This is a genomic window from Pseudomonas massiliensis, from assembly GCF_000826105.1.
Lineage (GTDB): Bacteria > Pseudomonadota > Gammaproteobacteria > Pseudomonadales > Pseudomonadaceae > Aquipseudomonas > Aquipseudomonas massiliensis.
Genome location: NZ_CCYK01000003.1, coordinates 123,784 through 141,376 on the forward strand (window position 1 = coordinate 123,784; position 17,593 = coordinate 141,376).

The 17,593-nt window shown below is 63.8% G+C and carries 14 protein-coding genes; 11 read left to right on the top strand and 3 right to left on the bottom strand.

All coding sequences use genetic code 11. The features are described 5' to 3' along the window. The first annotated feature begins 157 nt into the window (after positions 1 to 157). Positions 158 to 925: an FCD domain-containing protein gene (locus tag BN1188_RS01175; RefSeq protein ID WP_040259340.1), complete on the top strand. Its 768-nt coding sequence runs from the start codon at positions 158 to 160 to the stop codon at positions 923 to 925. Positions 926 to 1,809: 884 nt separating this feature from the next. On the opposite strand, the gene smpB is transcribed toward BN1188_RS01175, so the two are convergent. Next, on the bottom strand, positions 1,810 to 2,295 hold the full coding sequence (gene smpB, locus BN1188_RS01180; protein WP_040259341.1) for an SsrA-binding protein SmpB: 486 nt from the start codon (positions 2,293 to 2,295) through the stop codon (positions 1,810 to 1,812). Positions 2,296 to 2,428: 133 nt separating this feature from the next. On the opposite strand from smpB, the gene BN1188_RS01185 reads away from it, so the two are divergent. After that, positions 2,429 to 3,832: a sodium-dependent transporter gene (locus BN1188_RS01185; RefSeq protein WP_040259412.1), complete on the top strand. Its 1,404-nt coding sequence runs from the start codon at positions 2,429 to 2,431 to the stop codon at positions 3,830 to 3,832. Between the two features lie 7 nt (positions 3,833 to 3,839). Further along, positions 3,840 to 4,274: a type II toxin-antitoxin system RatA family toxin gene (locus BN1188_RS01190; protein WP_040259342.1), complete on the top strand. Its 435-nt coding sequence runs from the start codon at positions 3,840 to 3,842 to the stop codon at positions 4,272 to 4,274. 121 nt (positions 4,275 to 4,395) lie between these two features. Here the strand turns inward: BN1188_RS01190 and bamE are convergent, their stop codons facing one another. Next, the gene (gene bamE, locus BN1188_RS01195; protein WP_040259343.1) at positions 4,396 to 4,926 is read right to left on the bottom strand and encodes an outer membrane protein assembly factor BamE; all 531 of its coding nucleotides are present in this window, start codon (positions 4,924 to 4,926) and stop codon (positions 4,396 to 4,398) included. A gap of 97 nt (positions 4,927 to 5,023) precedes the next feature. Here bamE and fur point away from each other — a divergent pair, with 97 nt between their 5' ends. Continuing rightward, entirely contained in the window at positions 5,024 to 5,428 is a 405-nt protein-coding gene (gene fur, locus BN1188_RS01200; protein ID WP_040259344.1) for a ferric iron uptake transcriptional regulator, read from the top strand. 60 nt (positions 5,429 to 5,488) lie between these two features. On the opposite strand, the gene recN is transcribed toward fur, so the two are convergent. Then, a complete protein-coding gene (gene recN / locus BN1188_RS01205) occupies positions 5,489 to 7,162 on the bottom strand; it encodes a DNA repair protein RecN (protein WP_040259345.1) in 1,674 nt (557 codons plus the stop codon). Positions 7,163 to 7,378: 216 nt separating this feature from the next. On the opposite strand from recN, the gene grpE reads away from it, so the two are divergent. From grpE to greA, 7 genes are all read left to right on the top strand, one after another. After that, complete coding sequence (gene grpE / locus BN1188_RS01210) at positions 7,379 to 7,945, top strand: nucleotide exchange factor GrpE (protein ID WP_040259346.1); 567 nt, start codon at positions 7,379 to 7,381, stop codon at positions 7,943 to 7,945. 105 nt (positions 7,946 to 8,050) lie between these two features. Beyond that, positions 8,051 to 9,967 (top strand): molecular chaperone DnaK, encoded by a 1,917-nt coding sequence (dnaK, locus tag BN1188_RS01215; RefSeq protein ID WP_040259347.1) that lies wholly within the window; start codon positions 8,051 to 8,053, stop codon positions 9,965 to 9,967. Positions 9,968 to 10,272: 305 nt separating this feature from the next. Next, positions 10,273 to 11,394: a molecular chaperone DnaJ gene (gene dnaJ, locus BN1188_RS01220; RefSeq protein ID WP_040259348.1), complete on the top strand. Its 1,122-nt coding sequence runs from the start codon at positions 10,273 to 10,275 to the stop codon at positions 11,392 to 11,394. 25 nt (positions 11,395 to 11,419) lie between these two features. After that, positions 11,420 to 12,223 carry a 4-hydroxy-tetrahydrodipicolinate reductase gene (gene dapB / locus BN1188_RS01225; protein ID WP_040259349.1) on the top strand — a complete coding sequence of 268 codons (804 nt, stop codon included), beginning with the start codon at positions 11,420 to 11,422 and terminating at the stop codon, positions 12,221 to 12,223. A 319-nt stretch (positions 12,224 to 12,542) separates the two neighbouring features. Continuing rightward, complete coding sequence (gene carA / locus BN1188_RS01230; protein WP_040259350.1) at positions 12,543 to 13,679, top strand: glutamine-hydrolyzing carbamoyl-phosphate synthase small subunit; 1,137 nt, start codon at positions 12,543 to 12,545, stop codon at positions 13,677 to 13,679. 118 nt (positions 13,680 to 13,797) lie between these two features. Then, positions 13,798 to 17,019, top strand: coding sequence for a carbamoyl-phosphate synthase large subunit (carB, locus tag BN1188_RS01235; RefSeq protein WP_040259351.1), 3,222 nt, complete (start codon positions 13,798 to 13,800; stop codon positions 17,017 to 17,019). Next, positions 17,016 to 17,489: a transcription elongation factor GreA gene (greA, locus tag BN1188_RS01240; protein WP_040259352.1), complete on the top strand. Its 474-nt coding sequence runs from the start codon at positions 17,016 to 17,018 to the stop codon at positions 17,487 to 17,489. Before carB ends, greA begins: the two co-directional genes overlap by 4 nt. Positions 17,490 to 17,593: the final 104 nt, after the last annotated feature.

Below are 17,593 nucleotides of genomic sequence, written 5' to 3' on the forward strand. Positions count from 1 at the left end.
CATCAGGTGCGGGCTAGGTTAGGGTGGCTCGGGCCGCGCTGTCAATTTTCCCGGCGGCGACTTTGGTCGTAGGCCAGGCGTGTGGGCGCCTCGCGGCCTTGTTAGAATTGCCGGCAATGGCCTACCAGGGCCTGGGCTTGAGGCGGTGGAGAAGACGATGGGGTTTGATCAGGTGCGCCAGCGCCGTTTGTCCGACGATATCGTCGAGCGGCTCGAGGGCATGATTCTCGAAGGTACCCTGCGCGCCGGTGAGCGCCTGCCGGCCGAACGCGTGCTGGCCGAGCAGTTTGGCGTGTCCCGCCCCTCGCTGCGCGAGGCCATCCAGAAGCTGGCGGCCAAGGGCATCCTGGTCAGCCGCCAGGGCGGCGGCAATTATGTGGTGGACAGCCTCGGCGCCACCTTCAGCGACCCCCTGCTGGAACTGCTCGAGCATAGCCCTGGTGCCCAGCACGACCTCCTCGAATTCCGCCACACCCTCGAAGCCTCCTGTGCCTATTACGCTGCCCTACGGGCGACCGAGGTGGACCGAGAGCGCCTCAGCGCGGCCTTCGAGGCGCTGCAGGCCTGTTACACCAAGGCCGACGAAGCCAGCCGAGTAGAGGAGGGCGCCGCCGACGCGCGCTTCCACCTGGCGATTGCCGAGGCGAGCCATAACGCTGTGCTGCTGCATACCATTCGAGGGTTGTTCGACCTGCTCAAACGCAATGTGGTCACCAATATCGGCGGCATGTACAAGCAGCGCGCGGAAACCCGGGCCATGCTGATCAGCCAGCATCGCGAGCTGTACGAGGCGATCATGGAGGGCAAGGCGGAGCTGGCACGGGAGGTGTCCAGCCGACACATTCTGTATGTGCAGGAAGTGCTCGAAGAGGTGCAGCAGCAGGCCCGGCGGCTGGCTCGGGCGGAGCGGCGTCAGGGGTTGTAGAGCTGGGGGGCGGGTTGCCAGGGTTCGCTAGCTGGCGCTAGCTCCCACCAGGTGATTGGGCTCAGCGCCTGTTCCGGTGGGAGCCAGCGACAGCTGGCGAATGGCGTTGACCCGCATTCGGCAGCTTCTTATGCATGTGCAGGAAGTGCCCGAGGAGGTACAGCAGCAGGCCCGGCGGCTGTCCCGGACGGAGCGGCGGCAGGGGTTGTAGGTGCTGGGAGTGCGAGCTGCCTGAGGTGTTGAGCCGGAAGTACAAGGGTTCGCTAGCTGGCGCTAGCTCCCACCAGGTGGCTGGTGTTGACCCTCGTCAGGGGCAGCTCATGGCCCGGGCGGAGCGGCGGCAGGGGTTGTAGACCTGGGGGGCGGGTTGCCAGGGTTCGCTAGCTGGCGCTAGCTCCCACCAGGTGATTGGGCTCAACGCCTGTTCCGGTGGGAGCCAGCGACAGCTGGCGAATGGCGTTGACCCGCATTCGGCAGCTTCTTATGCATGTGCAGGAAGTGCCCGAGGAGGTACAGCAGCAGGCCCAGCGGCTGGCCCGGGCGGAGCGGCGGCAGGGGTTGTAGGTGCTGGGAGTGCGAGCTGCCTGAGGTGTTGAGCCGGAAGTACAAGGGTTCGCTAGCTGGCGCTAGCTCCCACCAAATGACTGGTGTTGGCCCGTGAGGGTGGGTTAGAGCCAGTGGCTGGCCCCGGGCGGAGCGGGGGGCAGGGGAGCTGCCTGAGGTGTTGAGCCGGAAGTACAAGGGTTCGCTAGCTGGTGCTAGCTCCCACCAGATGACTGGTGTTGCCCCCGTGAGCGTGGCTCAGAGCGTATTCCGGTGGGAGCCAGCGGCAGCTGGCGAATGGCGTTGACCCGCATCCGGCAGCTTCGCTGTTTCCGGCGGGCTCAGTCCTCGCCCTTGCCCTTGCTGCGCACGGCCCGGGCGATTTCCCGGTTGGAATCGCGTTCGCGCTCGGTGTCGCGCTTGTCGTATTCCTTCTTGCCCTTGCCCAGGGCGATTTCGCACTTGATCAGGTGCTTGCTCCAGTAGAGCGCGGTGCACACGGCGGTGTAGCCTTTCTGCTGGACCGAGGCGTGCAGGCGTTCGAGCTCTTTCTTGTTGAGCAGCAGCTTGCGGGTGCGGATCGGGTCTGCGATCACGTGGGTGCTGGCGGTGGTCAGCGGCGTGAAGTGGGCGCCGAACAGCCAGGCTTCGCCGTCCTTGAGCAGGACGTAGCTGTCGACCAGCTGCGCCTTGCCGGCGCGCAGGCTTTTGACTTCCCAGCCGGCGAGTACCAGCCCCGCCTCGTAGCGCTGTTCGATGAAGTAATCGTGGCGCGCTTTCTTGTTCAGCGCGATCGTCCCTGTGGGATGTTTCTTTTGCTTGGCCATAGGGCGCGCATTATAGGGGTAACTTGGCCGGTCCGCTACGGGGGCAATTGTTTCCAGGCGCCGCGGCGCCTTGAGCCACCACGGCGAATCCCGGACAATGCGCGCTCATTTTTGGCAGGTGGGCGAAAAGCCGATGGCGAGTGAAAAGGTGTCCGTCCATGGAAGCTGGGCAAGCCGCTGGGTGTTCATCCTGGCCGCTACGGGTTCCGCGGTCGGGCTGGGCAGTATCTGGAAATTTCCCTACATGGTCGGCGTCTATGGCGGCGGCGCCTTCGTGCTGGTGTTCCTCGCCTGCATCGCCCTGATCGGCGTGCCGGTGATGCTGGCCGAAACCCTGATCGGGCGGCGTTCGCGGCAGAGCCCGGCCAACGCACTGGCTACCCTGGCCCGGGAGGCGGGCCAATCCACCGCCTGGTCCTGGGCAGCCTTCGCCGGCATGCTCACGGCCCTGCTGATCCTTTCCTTTTATAGTGTGGTGGGCGGCTGGTCCTTCGACTACATCGTGGACATGGCTCGCGGGGATTTCCAGGGCGTGACGCCCGATCAGGTCGGGGCCTATTTCGGCGACATGATCAGCAACCCGCTGCGGCTGATCTTCTGGCACAGCGTGTTCATGTTCACCTCCGCCGTGGTGATCGCCAAGGGTGTGGTCAGCGGCCTGGAACGAAGCCTGCGGATCATGATGCCGCTGCTGTTCGTGCTGCTGGTGATCCTGCTGGGATACAGCCTCACCACGGGGCACTTCATGGATGGCGTGCACTTCATGTTCGACTTCGATGCCAGCAAGGTCATGGACGGGCTGCTGCCGGCCATGGGACATGCCTTCTTCTCCCTGAGCGTGGGTGTAGGCTCGATCATGATCTACGGCGCCTACATGCCCAAGAGTGCGTCCATCGGCGGCACTATCGTCTCGGTGGCCCTGCTGGATACCTTCGTATCGCTGCTGGCGGGCGTGGCCTTGTTCCCCATCGTGTTCGCCGCCGGCCTGAACCCCGGCGAAGGGCCGGGCCTGATGTTCGTGACGCTGCCCTTCGCCTTCGGCAGCGTGCCCTTCGGCCAACTGATGGGTGTGGTGTTCTTCATCCTGGTGGGCGTGGCGGCGTGGAGCTCGGCCATTTCTCTGCTCGAGCCCATGGTCGCCTTCATGGTGGAGCGCTACAACACCTCGCGCGCCTGGGTCGCTACCTGGCTGGCGCTGGCCTGCTGGCTGTTCGGCTTGGGCACGGTGTTTTCCTTCAACCTGTGGAAGCAGGCGAAATTTTTCGTGAACGATGGCGCTGGCTTGCGCATCTATGAATGGGGAGCGCAAACCGGCCTGGACTTCTTCGGCGTGGTGGATTTCTTCACGTCCCGTATCATGCTGCCGCTGGGCGGCCTCTGCTTCGTTCTCTTCGCGGGCTGGGCCATGGGGCGGGAGGCCGTGCGCGATGAGCTGGCCATTCGTAACCCACGGCTGTTCGAGCTCACCTTCTTTTTGATGCGCTATGTGGCGCCGTGCGGCATCCTCGTCGTATTTGCCGCTCAGCTTTGGAAGTGACGCGTTCATGACTACCCATATTCAACGTTCCGCCTTGCTGCCTTATCCGGCCCAGTTCCTCTACGACCTGGTCAACGACGTGGCGCGTTACCCGGAATTCCTGCCGTGGTGTTCGTCCACGCGAGTGCTGGAAACCGGCGCGGACTTCATGCGCGCCAGCCTGGAAGTGGCCAAGGGCGGCCTCAGCCAACGGCTGGTCACCCGCAACACCCTCACGCCCGGCGAGAAGATCGAGATGAACCTGGAGGAGGGGCCCTTTACCCAGCTACATGGTGTCTGGATCTTCAAGCCGTTGGGCGAAAAAGCCTGCAAGATCAGCCTGGACCTGGCCTTCGACTACGACGGCCCCCTGGTGCGCGCCACCCTAGGGCCGCTGTTCAACCAGGCCGCGAACACTCTGGTGGACGCTTTCTGCCAACGGGCCAAGCAGTTGAATGGCTGAGCCTGCGGTTTCAGGTTCACCAGGAACCGGCGGGGCGCTTTACAGGTAGTGAACTCGCCATAATGAAAAAGCCCGGTCTGCGAACCGGGCTTTTCGTTTCCAGCGATTTGGCCAGGCCGTATTACTGCGGCGAGGTCTCGATGGGCGCCGGGCTGGGTACCGGCACGGGCTTGGCCTGGTCCACGTCGCGCTGGATCTGATCCAGCAGCGAACCCGGCTGGGCGGGCGCCTGGGGCTGTTCAGGCTGCTGCGCGGGGGCGGTGGAATCAGCCGGCGCGGCGTTGTTGTCCTTTCCGAGGATGCTGTCGTCGCGGCTCACGCCCGGCATGAAGTCGCCGGAGAGGCTGGCGAGTTGGTCCTGCTCGTCGAAGAAGACGCTGATGCGCTCCTGCTGCCGACGCGCGCCACCTTGCTGCATGCTGTAGAGATAGTCCCAGCGGTTGGGATGGAAGGTGTCGACCAGCATCGGGTTGCCCATGATAAACCGCACTTGCCGCCGGGTCATTCCAGGCCTCAACTGGTCTATCATGTCCTGCGTGACGACATTGCCCTGCTGGATGTCGATCTTATAAACCCCGGGGAACGAACAACCGGCGAGTGCGAGCAGGCCCACGAAGGTGAGGCTGGTAAGCAGGTGCTTGGTGTTTTGCATCGGTGGGCGACTTCCACTATCTTGGCTGGGTCAACAAAGCCCCGATCATACCCGCATTGAATCAAGCTGCGAAGCAGCATCGGCGAGAAAGCTGACCATGGTTGAAAACAACGAACTACGAAAAGCAGGACTGAAGGTGACCCTCCCTCGGGTCAAGATCCTGCAAATGCTTGACTCGGCCGAGCAGCGCCATATGAGCGCTGAGGACGTGTACAAGGCCCTCATGGAAGCGGGTGAAGACGTCGGGCTGGCCACGGTCTACCGTGTCCTGACCCAGTTCGAGGCCGCAGGGCTCGTGGTTCGCCATAACTTCGACGGCGGCCATGCCGTGTTCGAACTGGCCGACGGTGGCCATCACGACCACATGGTGGACGTGGATTCCGGCGAAGTGATCGAGTTCTTCGACAGCGAGATCGAAAAACGCCAGAAGGAAATCGTGGCCGAACATGGCTTCGAGCTGGTAGACCATAATCTGGTGCTGTACGTGCGCCGGCCCAAATAAGCCGAACCGCAGTAAAACGAAACCCGCCGAATGGCGGGTTTCGTGTATCAGGGCGTGGAATCAACCCTTGGCGCTGACCACCATCTTGCGCGCGTGGGCCAGGGACTCCTTGGTCAGGTCCACGCCGCCGAGCATCCGCGCCACTTCCTCGATACGCTCGGCCTTGGCCAGGCTGCGCACCGCGGTGCGGGTTTCGTCGTTGCCGCGCAGCTTGTGCACGAACAGGTGATGATGACCCTGGGCCGCCACCTGGGGCAGGTGGGTGACCGTGAGCACCTGGCCGCGATCCCCCAACCGACGCAGCAACTGGCCGACGATTTCCGCGGTGGGGCCGCCGATGCCCACGTCCACTTCGTCGAAGACCAGGGTGGGGGTGCGCGAGGTTTGCGCGGTGATCACCTGGATCGCCAGGCTGATACGCGACAGTTCGCCACCGGAGGCCACCTTGGCCAGGGACTTGATCGGCTGGCCAGGGTTGGCGCTGACCATCAGCTCCACGCTTTCCTGGCCGTGGGGGTGCAGGTCATCGCCGGCGTGGGGCTTGAGGTCGATCTGGAAGCGCCCGCCCGGCATGCCGAGGCGGTGGATTTCTTCCTGCACCGCCGCGGCCAGCCGCTTGGCCGCCTCGGCGCGCAGGCCGGTGAGCTCGCCGGCTTTCTCATGATAATGACGCGCGAAGGCCGCCAGCTCGCCTTCCAGGCGCTCGATGGACTCGTCGCACGCGGCCAGGCTTTCCACCTCGTCGAACAGCTTCTGCTGCAGGGCCGCCACTTCGTTGGGCTGCACCCGGTGCTTGCGGGCCAGGGTATAGATGGTGTCCAGGCGTTCTTCCACCAGTTGCAGGCGAGCCGGGTCCGCCTCGAAATTGTCCACGAAGCGGTTCAGCTCGCCTACCGCCTCCTCTACCTGGATCTGCGCGCTGGCCAGCATGTTGGCCGCTTCCTGCAGGGCGCGCGGCGGGTTGGCGATGGCGGTGAGCCGGTTCAGGCAGGCGCCCAGGGCGTCGAGAATATTGCCCGAGTCGCTCTCGGCGCATTGCTCCACCACCTGGCGGCTGGTGGCGAACAGGCCCTCGGCGTTGGCCAGGTTCTTCTGGGCTTCTTCCAGTTCTTCCAGCTCGTTCTCGCCAAGGGCCAGGTTTTCCAGCTCTTCGAGCTGGTAGCTGAGCAACTGATGACGGGCCCGCTGTTCGTCGCTGGTGCTGGAGAGCCGATGGATTTCCTGGCGAGTCTGCCGCCAGCGCTGGGCGGCCAGGCTGACCTGGCGGGCCAGGTCCACCGCGCCGGCGTATTCGTCCAGCAGGCGGCGGTGGGTATCTGGCTTGAGCAGCGACTGGTGCTCGTGCTGGCCGTGGATGTCGATCAGCAGTTCGCCCAGCGCCTTCAGGTCGCCCAGGGGGCTGGGGGTGCCGTTGATGTAGGCGCGCGAACGGCCTTCGCTGGTGATCACCCGACGCAGGATGCAGTGGGCGTCCGTGTCCAGGTCCCGTTCGGCCAGCCAGGCCCGGGCATCGGGGATTTCACTCACGTCGAAGGTGGCCAGGATGTCCGCCTTGTCGGCCCCCGGACGCACCACGCCGCTGTCGGCCCGGTCGCCCAGGGTCAGGCCCAGGGCGTCGAGCATGATGGACTTGCCCGCGCCGGTTTCCCCGGTGATCACGCTCATCCCGCGCTCGAGTTCCAGGTCCAGGTGTTCGACGATGGCGTAGTTGTGAACGGACAGGTGTACCAGCATGGTCACGATCCCCGAGGTGAAAAGGTCTGGTTATTTATACAGTGCTTCGCATGGGCTGACAATGCCAGGCGTCGCCCTGGGTGAAAGCCAGTACGTTCGGGAAGGTCTTTAGCCTGTCAGGCCCTTGAACCCGTCGCCGACGCCCCCATATAGGCCGGCAACAGGCGCGGGGCTTCCTCGGCCGAACCCCGCTAACGCATTCAAAAGGAGAATTCCATGGCTGAAGACAAGACTCTGGACGAACAGAACCCGCAAGCGACCGCGGCGCCGGAAGCCGCTGGCGAGGATCTTGCCGCTCAGGTACAGGCCCTCGAGGAGCAGTTGGCCGCAGCCAAGGACCAATCCCTGCGCGTGGCTGCCGAAGTGCAGAACATTCGCCGCCGCGCCGAGCAGGACGTGGAGAAGGCTCACAAGTTCGCCCTGGAGAAGTTCACTGGCGAGCTGCTGCCGATCATCGACAGCCTCGAGCGCGGCCTGGAAATGTCCAGCGCCGATGACGAAGCCCTGCGCCCCATGCGTGAAGGCATGCAGCTGACTCTGAAGATGTTCGCCGACACTCTCAAGCGCTACGGCGCCGAAGCGGTGGACCCGCACGGCGAGCCCTTCAATGCCGAGCATCACCAGGCCATGGCCATGCAGGAAAGCGCCGACGTGGAACCCAACACCGTGATCAAGGTGTTCCAGAAGGGTTACCAGCTCAATGGCCGCCTGCTGCGCCCTGCCATGGTGGTGGTCAGCAAACCTGCCGCCGCGGCCACGCCTTCTATCGACGAGAAGGCTTGAAATCCGTAGAGCGGCCCCCATCTAGTCGTCAAGCGTTCGAGTGCTACCGCGTACAGCCACCACTGGCGCGGCAACCCAATTCAAAGTTTCGGGAGAGTTTCATACATGGGCAAGATTATCGGTATTGACCTGGGGACGACCAACTCCTGCGTCTCCGTTCTGGAGAACGGCAACGTCAAGGTCATCGAAAACGCCGAAGGCGCGCGTACCACCCCTTCGATCATCGCCTACGCCAACGACGGTGAAATCCTGGTCGGCCAGTCGGCCAAGCGCCAGGCGGTCACCAACCCGCACAACACCCTGTATGCGGTGAAGCGCCTGATCGGTCGCAAGTTCGACGAAGAAGTCGTACAGAAAGACATCAAGATGGTCCCGTACAAGATCGCCAAGGCCGACAACGGTGACGCCTGGGTCGAAGTGAACGGCCAGAAGATGGCGCCTCCTCAGATCTCGGCCGAAGTGCTGAAGAAAATGAAGAAGACCGCCGAAGACTACCTCGGCGAGTCGGTCACCGAAGCGGTGATCACCGTTCCGGCCTACTTCAACGACAGCCAGCGTCAGGCCACCAAGGACGCCGGCCGTATCGCCGGCCTGGACGTCAAGCGCATCATCAACGAGCCGACCGCGGCCGCGCTGGCATACGGCATGGACAAGGCCAAGGGCGACCACACCGTCATCGTGTACGACCTGGGCGGCGGTACCTTCGACGTGTCCGTGATCGAAATCGCTGAAGTCGACGGCGAGCACCAGTTCGAAGTGTTGGCCACCAACGGCGACACCTTCCTCGGTGGTGAAGACTTCGACATCCGCCTGATCGACTACCTGGTCGACGAGTTCAAGAAAGAAAGCGGCATGAACCTCAAGGGTGACCCGCTGGCGATGCAGCGTCTGAAAGAAGCCGCTGAAAAGGCCAAGATCGAACTGTCTTCCTCCCAGTCGACCGACGTCAACCTGCCATACGTCACTGCCGACGCCACCGGGCCGAAGCACCTGAACGTGAAGATCTCCCGCGCCAAGCTCGAGTCGCTGGTCGAAGACCTGGTGCAGCGCACCATCGAGCCTTGCCGCATCGCGCTCAAGGACGCCGGCATCGACGTTGGTTCGATCAACGACGTGATCCTCGTCGGTGGCCAGACCCGCATGCCGCTGGTCCAGAAGACTGTCAGCGACTTCTTCGGCAAGGAAGCGCGCAAGGACGTCAACCCGGACGAAGCCGTTGCCATGGGCGCCGCCATCCAGGGCGCGGTACTGGCCGGTGATGTGAAGGATGTGCTGCTGCTGGACGTCAGCCCGCTGACCCTGGGTATCGAAACCATGGGCGGCGTGATGACCCCCTTGATCGAGAAGAACACCACCATCCCGACCAAGAAGTCCCAGGTGTTCTCCACCGCTGACGACAACCAGAGCGCCGTGACCATTCACGTGCTGCAGGGTGAGCGCAAGCAGGCCGCGCAGAACAAGTCCCTGGGCAAGTTCGACCTGAGCGACATTCCGCCAGCACCGCGTGGCGTGCCTCAGATCGAAGTGACCTTCGACATCGACGCCAACGGCATCCTGCACGTGGGCGCGAAAGACAAGGCCACCGGCAAGCAGCAGTCCATCGTGATCAAGGCCAACTCCGGCCTGTCCGAGGAAGAAATCCAGCAGATGGTGCGTGACGCCGAGGCCAATGCCGAGGAAGACCGCAAGTTCGAAGAGCTGGCCACTGCCCGCAACCAGGGTGACGCGCTGGTGCACTCCACTCGCAAGATGGTCAGCGAGGCGGGCGACAAGGTGACCGCCGAAGAGAAAGCGGCCATCGAAACCGCGGTCAGCGCGCTGGAAACGGCTGTAAAGGGCGACGACAAGGCGGCCATCGAGGCGCGCATCGAAGAGCTGTCCAAGGTCACCGCGCCTGTGGCTCAGAAGATGTACGCCGAGGCAGGCCCTCAGGAAGCTGGCGCGCAGCCAGCGGCTGAAGAGCCGAAGAAGCACGACGACGTCGTCGATGCCGAGTTCGAAGAAGTGAAAGACAACAAGTAAGCCTTACTTGTGATCGGCCGGTTTCCTGCATTCGCGCGGTGACTGGTAGCATGTCGCCGCGCGGGGGCCCTGGTCCCCGCGTTGGCGTGTCTGGAACACAGGAAATTCATCGCGCCCGGTTTGCCGGGCGCGTTCTGCTGACCATGGCGCGAACGCAGGGGTGTGGCTATCCACCCCGGCGCCGGGCCGGCAAGCGTGCCAGCGGTCGCCCCGTCTTCAGGCGTGGCGGCGGGGCTCGGCCAGCGCGCTTCCTGGCTCAGGCCAGGGAGCATTGGCGAATCTTATTCAGGGTGTAAAACGACCATATGGCTAAGCGTGACTATTACGAGGTACTTGGGGTAGAGCGGGGCGCAAGCGAAGCCGACCTGAAGAAAGCCTATCGCCGCCTGGCGATGAAGTATCACCCGGACCGCAACCCGGGCGACAAGGCCGCCGAAGAAAGCTTCAAGGAGGCCAACGAGGCCTATGAAGTGCTTTCCGACGCCAGCAAGCGCGCCGCCTACGACCAGTACGGTCATGCCGGGGTAGACCCCCAGATGGGCGGTGGCGGGCCGGGCTTCGGCGGCGCCAACTTCTCCGATATCTTCGGCGATGTGTTCAGCGACTTCTTCGGCGGCGGCCGCGGTGGCCGCGGCGGTGCCCAGCGTGGCAGCGACCTGCGCTACACCCTGGAGCTGGACCTGGAAGAAGCCGTGCGCGGTACCACTGTGAGCATTCGCGTGCCCACCCTGGTCAACTGCAAGGTGTGCGACGGCAGCGGCGCCAAGAAAGGCTCCGCCCCCGTGACCTGTCCCACCTGCGCCGGCATCGGCCAGGTACGCATGCAGCAGGGCTTCTTCTCCGTACAGCAAACCTGTCCGCGCTGCCATGGCCAGGGCAAGATCATCTCCGACCCTTGCGATGGCTGCCATGGCGAAGGGCGCGTGGAAGAGTTCAAGACCTTGTCGGTCAAGGTGCCGCCAGGGGTGGATACCGGCGACCGCATTCGCCTGTCCGGCGAAGGCGAGGCGGGCGCCCAGGGCGGCCCCACCGGCGACCTGTACGTGGTGATCAACGTGCGCGAGCACTCGATCTTCCAGCGCGACGGCAAGAACCTCTACTGCGAGGTGCCGATCAGCTTCACCGACGCGGCCCTGGGCGGCGAGCTGGAAGTGCCGACCCTCGATGGTCGAGTCAAGCTCAAGATCCCGGAAGGCACCCAGACCGGCAAGCAGTTCCGCCTGCGCGGCAAGGGCGTAGCGCCGGTGCGCGGTGGTGGCCCGGGCGACCTGCTCTGCCGCGTCGCCGTGGAAACCCCGGTCAACCTGGATCGCCGCCAGCGCGAGCTGCTGGAAGAGTTCCGCGCTTCGCTGGAAGGCAACACCACCCACTCGCCCAAGGCCAGCGGTTGGTTCGAAGGCATGAAGCGCTTCTTTGGCGACCTCTGAAGCGAACGATCAAAAGGATTCACTGATGCGACGTATAGCTGTGATGGGGGCCGCCGGCCGCATGGGCAAAACCCTGATCGAGGCGGTGCAGCAGGCGCCGGGTGCCGGCCTTACTGCCGCCATCGATCGCGCCGACAGCACCCTGGTCGGTGCCGACGCCGGCGAGCTGGCGGCCCTGGGCCGTATCGGCGTGCCGCTTTCCGGGGACCTGGCCAAGGTGGGGGAGGAGTTCGATGTGCTGATCGACTTCACCCACCCATCGGTGACCCTGAAGAACCTGGCGTTCTGCCGCAAGGCTGGCAAGGCCATGGTCATCGGTACCACCGGTTTCAGCGCTGAGGAAAAGGAACGCCTGGCCGACGCGGCCAAGGATATTCCCATTGTGTTCGCGGCCAACTTCAGCGTGGGGGTGAACCTGTGCCTGAAGCTGATCGACACCGCCGCCCGGGTGCTGGGCGACGAAGTGGACATCGAGATCATCGAAGCGCATCACCGGCACAAGGTGGACGCTCCCTCCGGGACCGCCCTGCGCATGGGCGAAGTGGTGGCCAGCGCCCTGGGGCGTGACCTCGAGGAAGTCGCCGTATACGGGCGCGAAGGCCAGACCGGCGCGCGCGACCGGCAGACCATCGGCTTCGCCACCGTGCGTGCTGGCGATGTGGTAGGTGACCATACCGTGCTGTTCGCCGCCGAAGGCGAGCGTGTGGAAATCACCCATAAGGCTTCGAGCCGCATGACCTTCGCCAAGGGGGCGGTACGTGCCGCCCTGTGGCTGGAAGGTCGCGCGCCGGGGCTGTATGACATGCAGGATGTGCTTGACCTTCGGTAACTTGCAGGGGGCGCATTCGCGAGCTGCGCCTTCGGCTTCGCCCGCTTCCCACTGGTGTTCGGCCTGCGTTGGTAGGAAGCGGGCGCAGCTCGCGAAAGGGCCTTACGCTTACGACTGGGTGGGCCGTCTGGCGGCCCGGCGAATTTAACATGTGCCGGGAGTGGACCTAAATGTCGCTTTTCTGTAAGCTACAGCTTTAGTGTGTCCACTAAAAGCGCGCAGATGATTCGATGAAAAAGCGGGGTGACGTGTCAATACGTCTCTCCGCTTTTTTACAACCTGCGTTCGCCCCTTCAGGCTTGATTTATCGGAGGTCTTCTTGACTAAGCCAGCCATACTCGCCCTTGCCGACGGCAGCGTCTTTCGCGGTGAAGCGATCGGAGCCGACGGCCAGACCGTCGGAGAGGTGGTGTTCAACACCGCAATGACCGGCTATCAGGAAATTCTCACCGACCCTTCCTACGCCCAGCAGATCGTTACCCTGACCTACCCGCATATCGGCAACACCGGTACCACCGCGCTGGACGCCGAGGCTGACCGCGTCTGGTCCGCCGGCCTGGTGATCCGCGACCTGCCACTGGTGGCCAGCAACTGGCGTAACACCCAGTCCCTGTCCGACTACCTCAAGGCCAACAATGTAGTGGCCATCGCCGGGATCGACACCCGCCGCCTGACCCGCCTGCTGCGTGAGAAGGGCGCGCAGAATGGCTGCATCCTGGCCGGCGACGACATCTCTGAAGAAGCGGCCATCGCCGCCGCTCGCGCCTTCCCTGGCCTCAAGGGCATGGACCTGGCCAAGGAAGTCAGCACCAAGGAAACCTACAGCTGGCGTGAAGGCGTCTGGGCTTTGGCCACCGACACCCATGCGGTGATGAAGGACGAAGAACTGCCGTATCACGTAGTCGCCTACGACTATGGCGTGAAGCTGAATATCCTGCGCATGCTGGTGGCCCGTGGTTGCCGCTTGACCGTGGTACCGGCGCAAACCCCGGCCAATGAAGTGCTGGCACTCAAGCCCGACGGCGTGTTCCTGTCCAATGGCCCTGGCGATCCTGAGCCTTGCGACTACGCGATCAAGGCGATCCAGGAAGTTCTGGAAACCGACACGCCGGTGTTCGGCATCTGCCTGGGCCACCAGTTGCTGGCCCTGGCCGCTGGCGCCCGCACAGTGAAGATGGATACGGGCCACCATGGTGCCAACCATCCGGTACAGGACCTCGATACCGGCGTGGTGATGATCACCAGCCAGAACCACGGCTTCGCGGTGGATGAAAGCACCCTGCCCAAGAACGTGCGCGCCATCCATAAGTCGCTGTTCGACGGCACCCTGCAGGGGATCGAGCTCACTGACAAGGACGCGTTCAGCTTCCAGGGCCATCCTGAAGCCAGCCCGGGGCCGACCGACGTCGCCCCGCTGTTCGACCGCTTCATCGATGCGATGGCCAAGCGCCGCTAACTGCTGATAGCCCTCGGCCCGCCCGCTCCAGCCGGGCGGGACGGCGCGGCCCTAGATTGTTCGAGGCGGCTCGCCCCAGCCGGGCTCGCCCACCGATTCGCGGAATTGAGTGACAACCATGCCAAAACGTACAGACATCAAAAGCATCCTGATCCTCGGTGCCGGCCCCATCGTCATCGGCCAGGCCTGTGAGTTCGACTACTCCGGCGCCCAGGCCTGCAAGGCGCTGCGCGAGGAAGGGTATCGGGTCATCCTGGTGAACTCCAACCCGGCCACCATCATGACCGACCCGGCCATGGCCGACGCCACCTACATCGAGCCGATCAAGTGGCAGACCGTCGCCAAGATCATCGAGAAGGAGCGCCCGGACGCCCTGCTGCCGACCATGGGTGGCCAGACCGCCCTGAACTGCGCCCTGGACCTGGAGCGCGAAGGTGTGCTGGAAAAATTCGGCGTGGAAATGATCGGCGCCAACGCCGACACCATCGACAAGGCCGAAGACCGCTCGCGCTTCGACAAGGCCATGAAAGCCATCGGCCTGGAATGCCCGCGCTCAGGTATCGCCCATAGCATGGAAGAAGCCAACGCGGTGCTCGAGCGCCTGGGCTTTCCGTGCATCATCCGTCCGTCGTTCACCATGGGTGGCACCGGCGGTGGCATCGCCTACAACCGCGAAGAGTTCGAAGAGATCTGCGCCCGCGGCCTTGACCTGTCGCCTACCAAGGAGCTGCTGATCGACGAATCCCTGATCGGCTGGAAAGAGTACGAGATGGAGGTGGTCCGCGATAAAAAGGACAACTGCATCATCGTCTGCTCCATCGAGAACTTCGACCCCATGGGCGTGCATACCGGTGACTCCATCACTGTGGCCCCGGCCCAGACGCTCACCGACAAGGAATACCAGATCATGCGCAACGCCTCTCTGGCGGTGCTGCGCGAGATCGGCGTGGAAACCGGCGGTTCCAACGTGCAGTTCGGCATCTGCCCGGATACCGGTCGCATGGTGGTCATCGAGATGAACCCCCGGGTATCCCGTTCTTCCGCCCTGGCTTCCAAGGCCACCGGCTTCCCCATCGCCAAGGTCGCGGCCAAGCTGGCGGTGGGCTACACCCTGGATGAATTGCAGAACGACATTACCGGCGGCAAAACCCCGGCCTCCTTCGAGCCGTCCATCGACTACGTGGTCACCAAGCTGCCGCGCTTCGCCTTCGAGAAGTTCGCCAAGGCCGACGCCCGCCTGACCACCCAGATGAAATCCGTAGGCGAGGTCATGGCCATCGGCCGGACCTTCCAGGAATCCCTGCAGAAGGCCCTGCGCGGCCTGGAAGTCGGCGTGGCCGGCCTGGACCCGAAGGTCGAGCCGAGCAACCCCGAGTACCACAGCATCCTCAAGCGCGAGCTGACCGTGCCGGGCGCCGAGCGCATCTGGTACGTGGCCGATGCCTTCCGCGCCGGCATGACCTGCGAGCAGATCTTCGCTCTGACCAAGATCGACCACTGGTTCCTGGTGCAGATCGAAGACCTCATCAAGGAAGAAGAGAAGGTCAAGACCCTGGGCCTGGCCGATATCGACAAGGCGCTGATGTTCCGTCTCAAGCGCAAGGGCTTCTCCGACCAGCGCCTGGCCAAGCTGCTGGGCGTGACCGACAAGAACCTGCGTCGTCATCGCCACAAGCTGGAGATCTTCCCGGTGTACAAGCGGGTCGACACCTGCGCCGCCGAATTCTCCACCGATACCGCGTACCTGTACTCCACCTATGAGGAAGAGTGCGAGGCCAACCCATCCGACCGCGAGAAGATCATGATCCTCGGCGGCGGCCCGAACCGGATCGGCCAGGGTATCGAGTTCGACTACTGCTGTGTGCACGCGGCCCTGGCCCTGCGCGACGATGGTTATGAAACCATCATGGTCAACTGCAACCCGGAAACCGTTTCCACCGACTACGACACCTCGGACCGCCTCTACTTCGAGCCGCTGACCCTGGAAGACGTGCTGGAAGTGGTGCGGGTCGAGAAGCCCAAGGGCGTGATCGTGCACTACGGCGGGCAAACTCCGCTGAAGCTGGCCCGCGCCCTGGAAGAGGCCGGCGTGCCCATCATCGGCACCAGCCCGGATGCCATCGACCGCGCCGAAGACCGCGAGCGGTTCCAGCAGATGGTGCAGCGCCTGAACCTGCTGCAGCCGCCGAACGCCACCGTGCGCAGCGAAGAAGAAGCCATCCGTGCCGCGGGCGGTATCGGCTATCCGCTGGTGGTTCGCCCGTCCTACGTACTGGGCGGTCGCGCCATGGAGATCGTCTACGAGCTCGAAGAGCTCAAGCGCTACCTGCGCGAGGCGGTCCAGGTGTCCAACGACAGCCCGGTGCTGCTGGACCACTTCCTCAACTGCGCCATCGAGATGGACGTGGACGCGGTGTGCGACGGCCAGGACGTAGTCATCGGCGCCATCATGCAGCACATCGAGCAGGCTGGCGTACACTCCGGTGACTCGGCCTGTTCGCTGCCACCGTACTCCCTGCCCGAACACGTGCAGAACGAAGTGCGCGAGCAGGTGAAGAAGATGGCCCTGGAGCTGGGCGTGGTCGGCCTGATGAACGTGCAGCTGGCCTTGCAGGGCGACAAGATCTACGTGATCGAGGTCAACCCGCGCGCCTCCCGCACCGTGCCTTTCGTCTCCAAGTGCATCGGCACTTCCCTGGCAATGATCGCGGCCCGTGTCATGGCTGGCAAAACCTTGAAGGAGCTGGGCTTCACCAAGGAAATCATCCCCAACTTCTACAGCGTGAAGGAGGCGGTGTTCCCCTTCGCCAAGTTCCCGGGGGTTGACCCGATCCTGGGCCCGGAGATGAAATCCACCGGGGAAGTGATGGGCGTAGGCGATACCTTCGGCGAGGCCTTCGCCAAGGCCCAGATGGGCGCCAGCGAAGTACTCCCTACCGGCGGCACCGCGTTCATCAGCGTGCGCGATGACGACAAGCCCTTCGTGGCCAACGTCGCGCGCCAGCTGATCGACAAGGGCTTCGCCATCGTCGCCACCAGCGGCACTGCCAAGGTGATCGAAGAAGCAGGCCTGAAGGTGCGCAGGGTGAACAAGGTGACCGAGGGCCGTCCTCACGTGGTCGACATGATCAAGAACGACGAAGTCACCTTGATCATCAACACCACTGAAGGTCGCCAGTCCATCGCCGATTCCTACTCGATTCGTCGCAACGCCTTGCAGCACAAGATCTACTGCACCACTACCATCGCTGCGGGCGAAGCCATTTGTGAGGCGCTGAAATTCGGCCCTGAAAAGACCGTGCGCCGGTTGCAGGATCTACACGCAGGACTCAACGCATGAATAAATACCCCATGACCGTCCAGGGCGCGCGCGCCCTGGAGCAGGAACTGAAGGTGCTCAAGGAGCAACGCCCGCTGATCAGCGCGAAGATCGGCGAGGCCCGCGAGCTGGGCGACCTGAAGGAAAACGCCGAATACCATGCCGCCCGTGAAGAGCAGGGCCTGGCCGAGGCGCGTATCCGTGACATCGAAGGGCGCCTGCAGAACGCCGTGGTGATCGACGTGACCACCATCGAGCCGACTGGCAAGGTGATCTTCGGCACCACCGTGGAAATCGCCAATACCGAGACCGACGAGCGCGTGAAATACCAGATCGTCGGCGAGGACGAGGCCGACATCAAGGCCGGCAAGCTGTCCGTCGGCTCGCCCATCGCCCGGTCGCTGATCGGCAAGGAAGAAGGCGACGTGGTGGTGGTCAAGACCCCGAGCGGTACCGTCGAGTACGAGATCATCGAGGTCTTGCACATCTAGGGCTTCTGGCCTGTGGATGTATTCGCGAGCTGTCGCTCGCTCCTGCAGGGAGATCAACGACCCTGCGGGATGCGCGCGCAGCTCGCGAACGAGGCCTGGGGCCT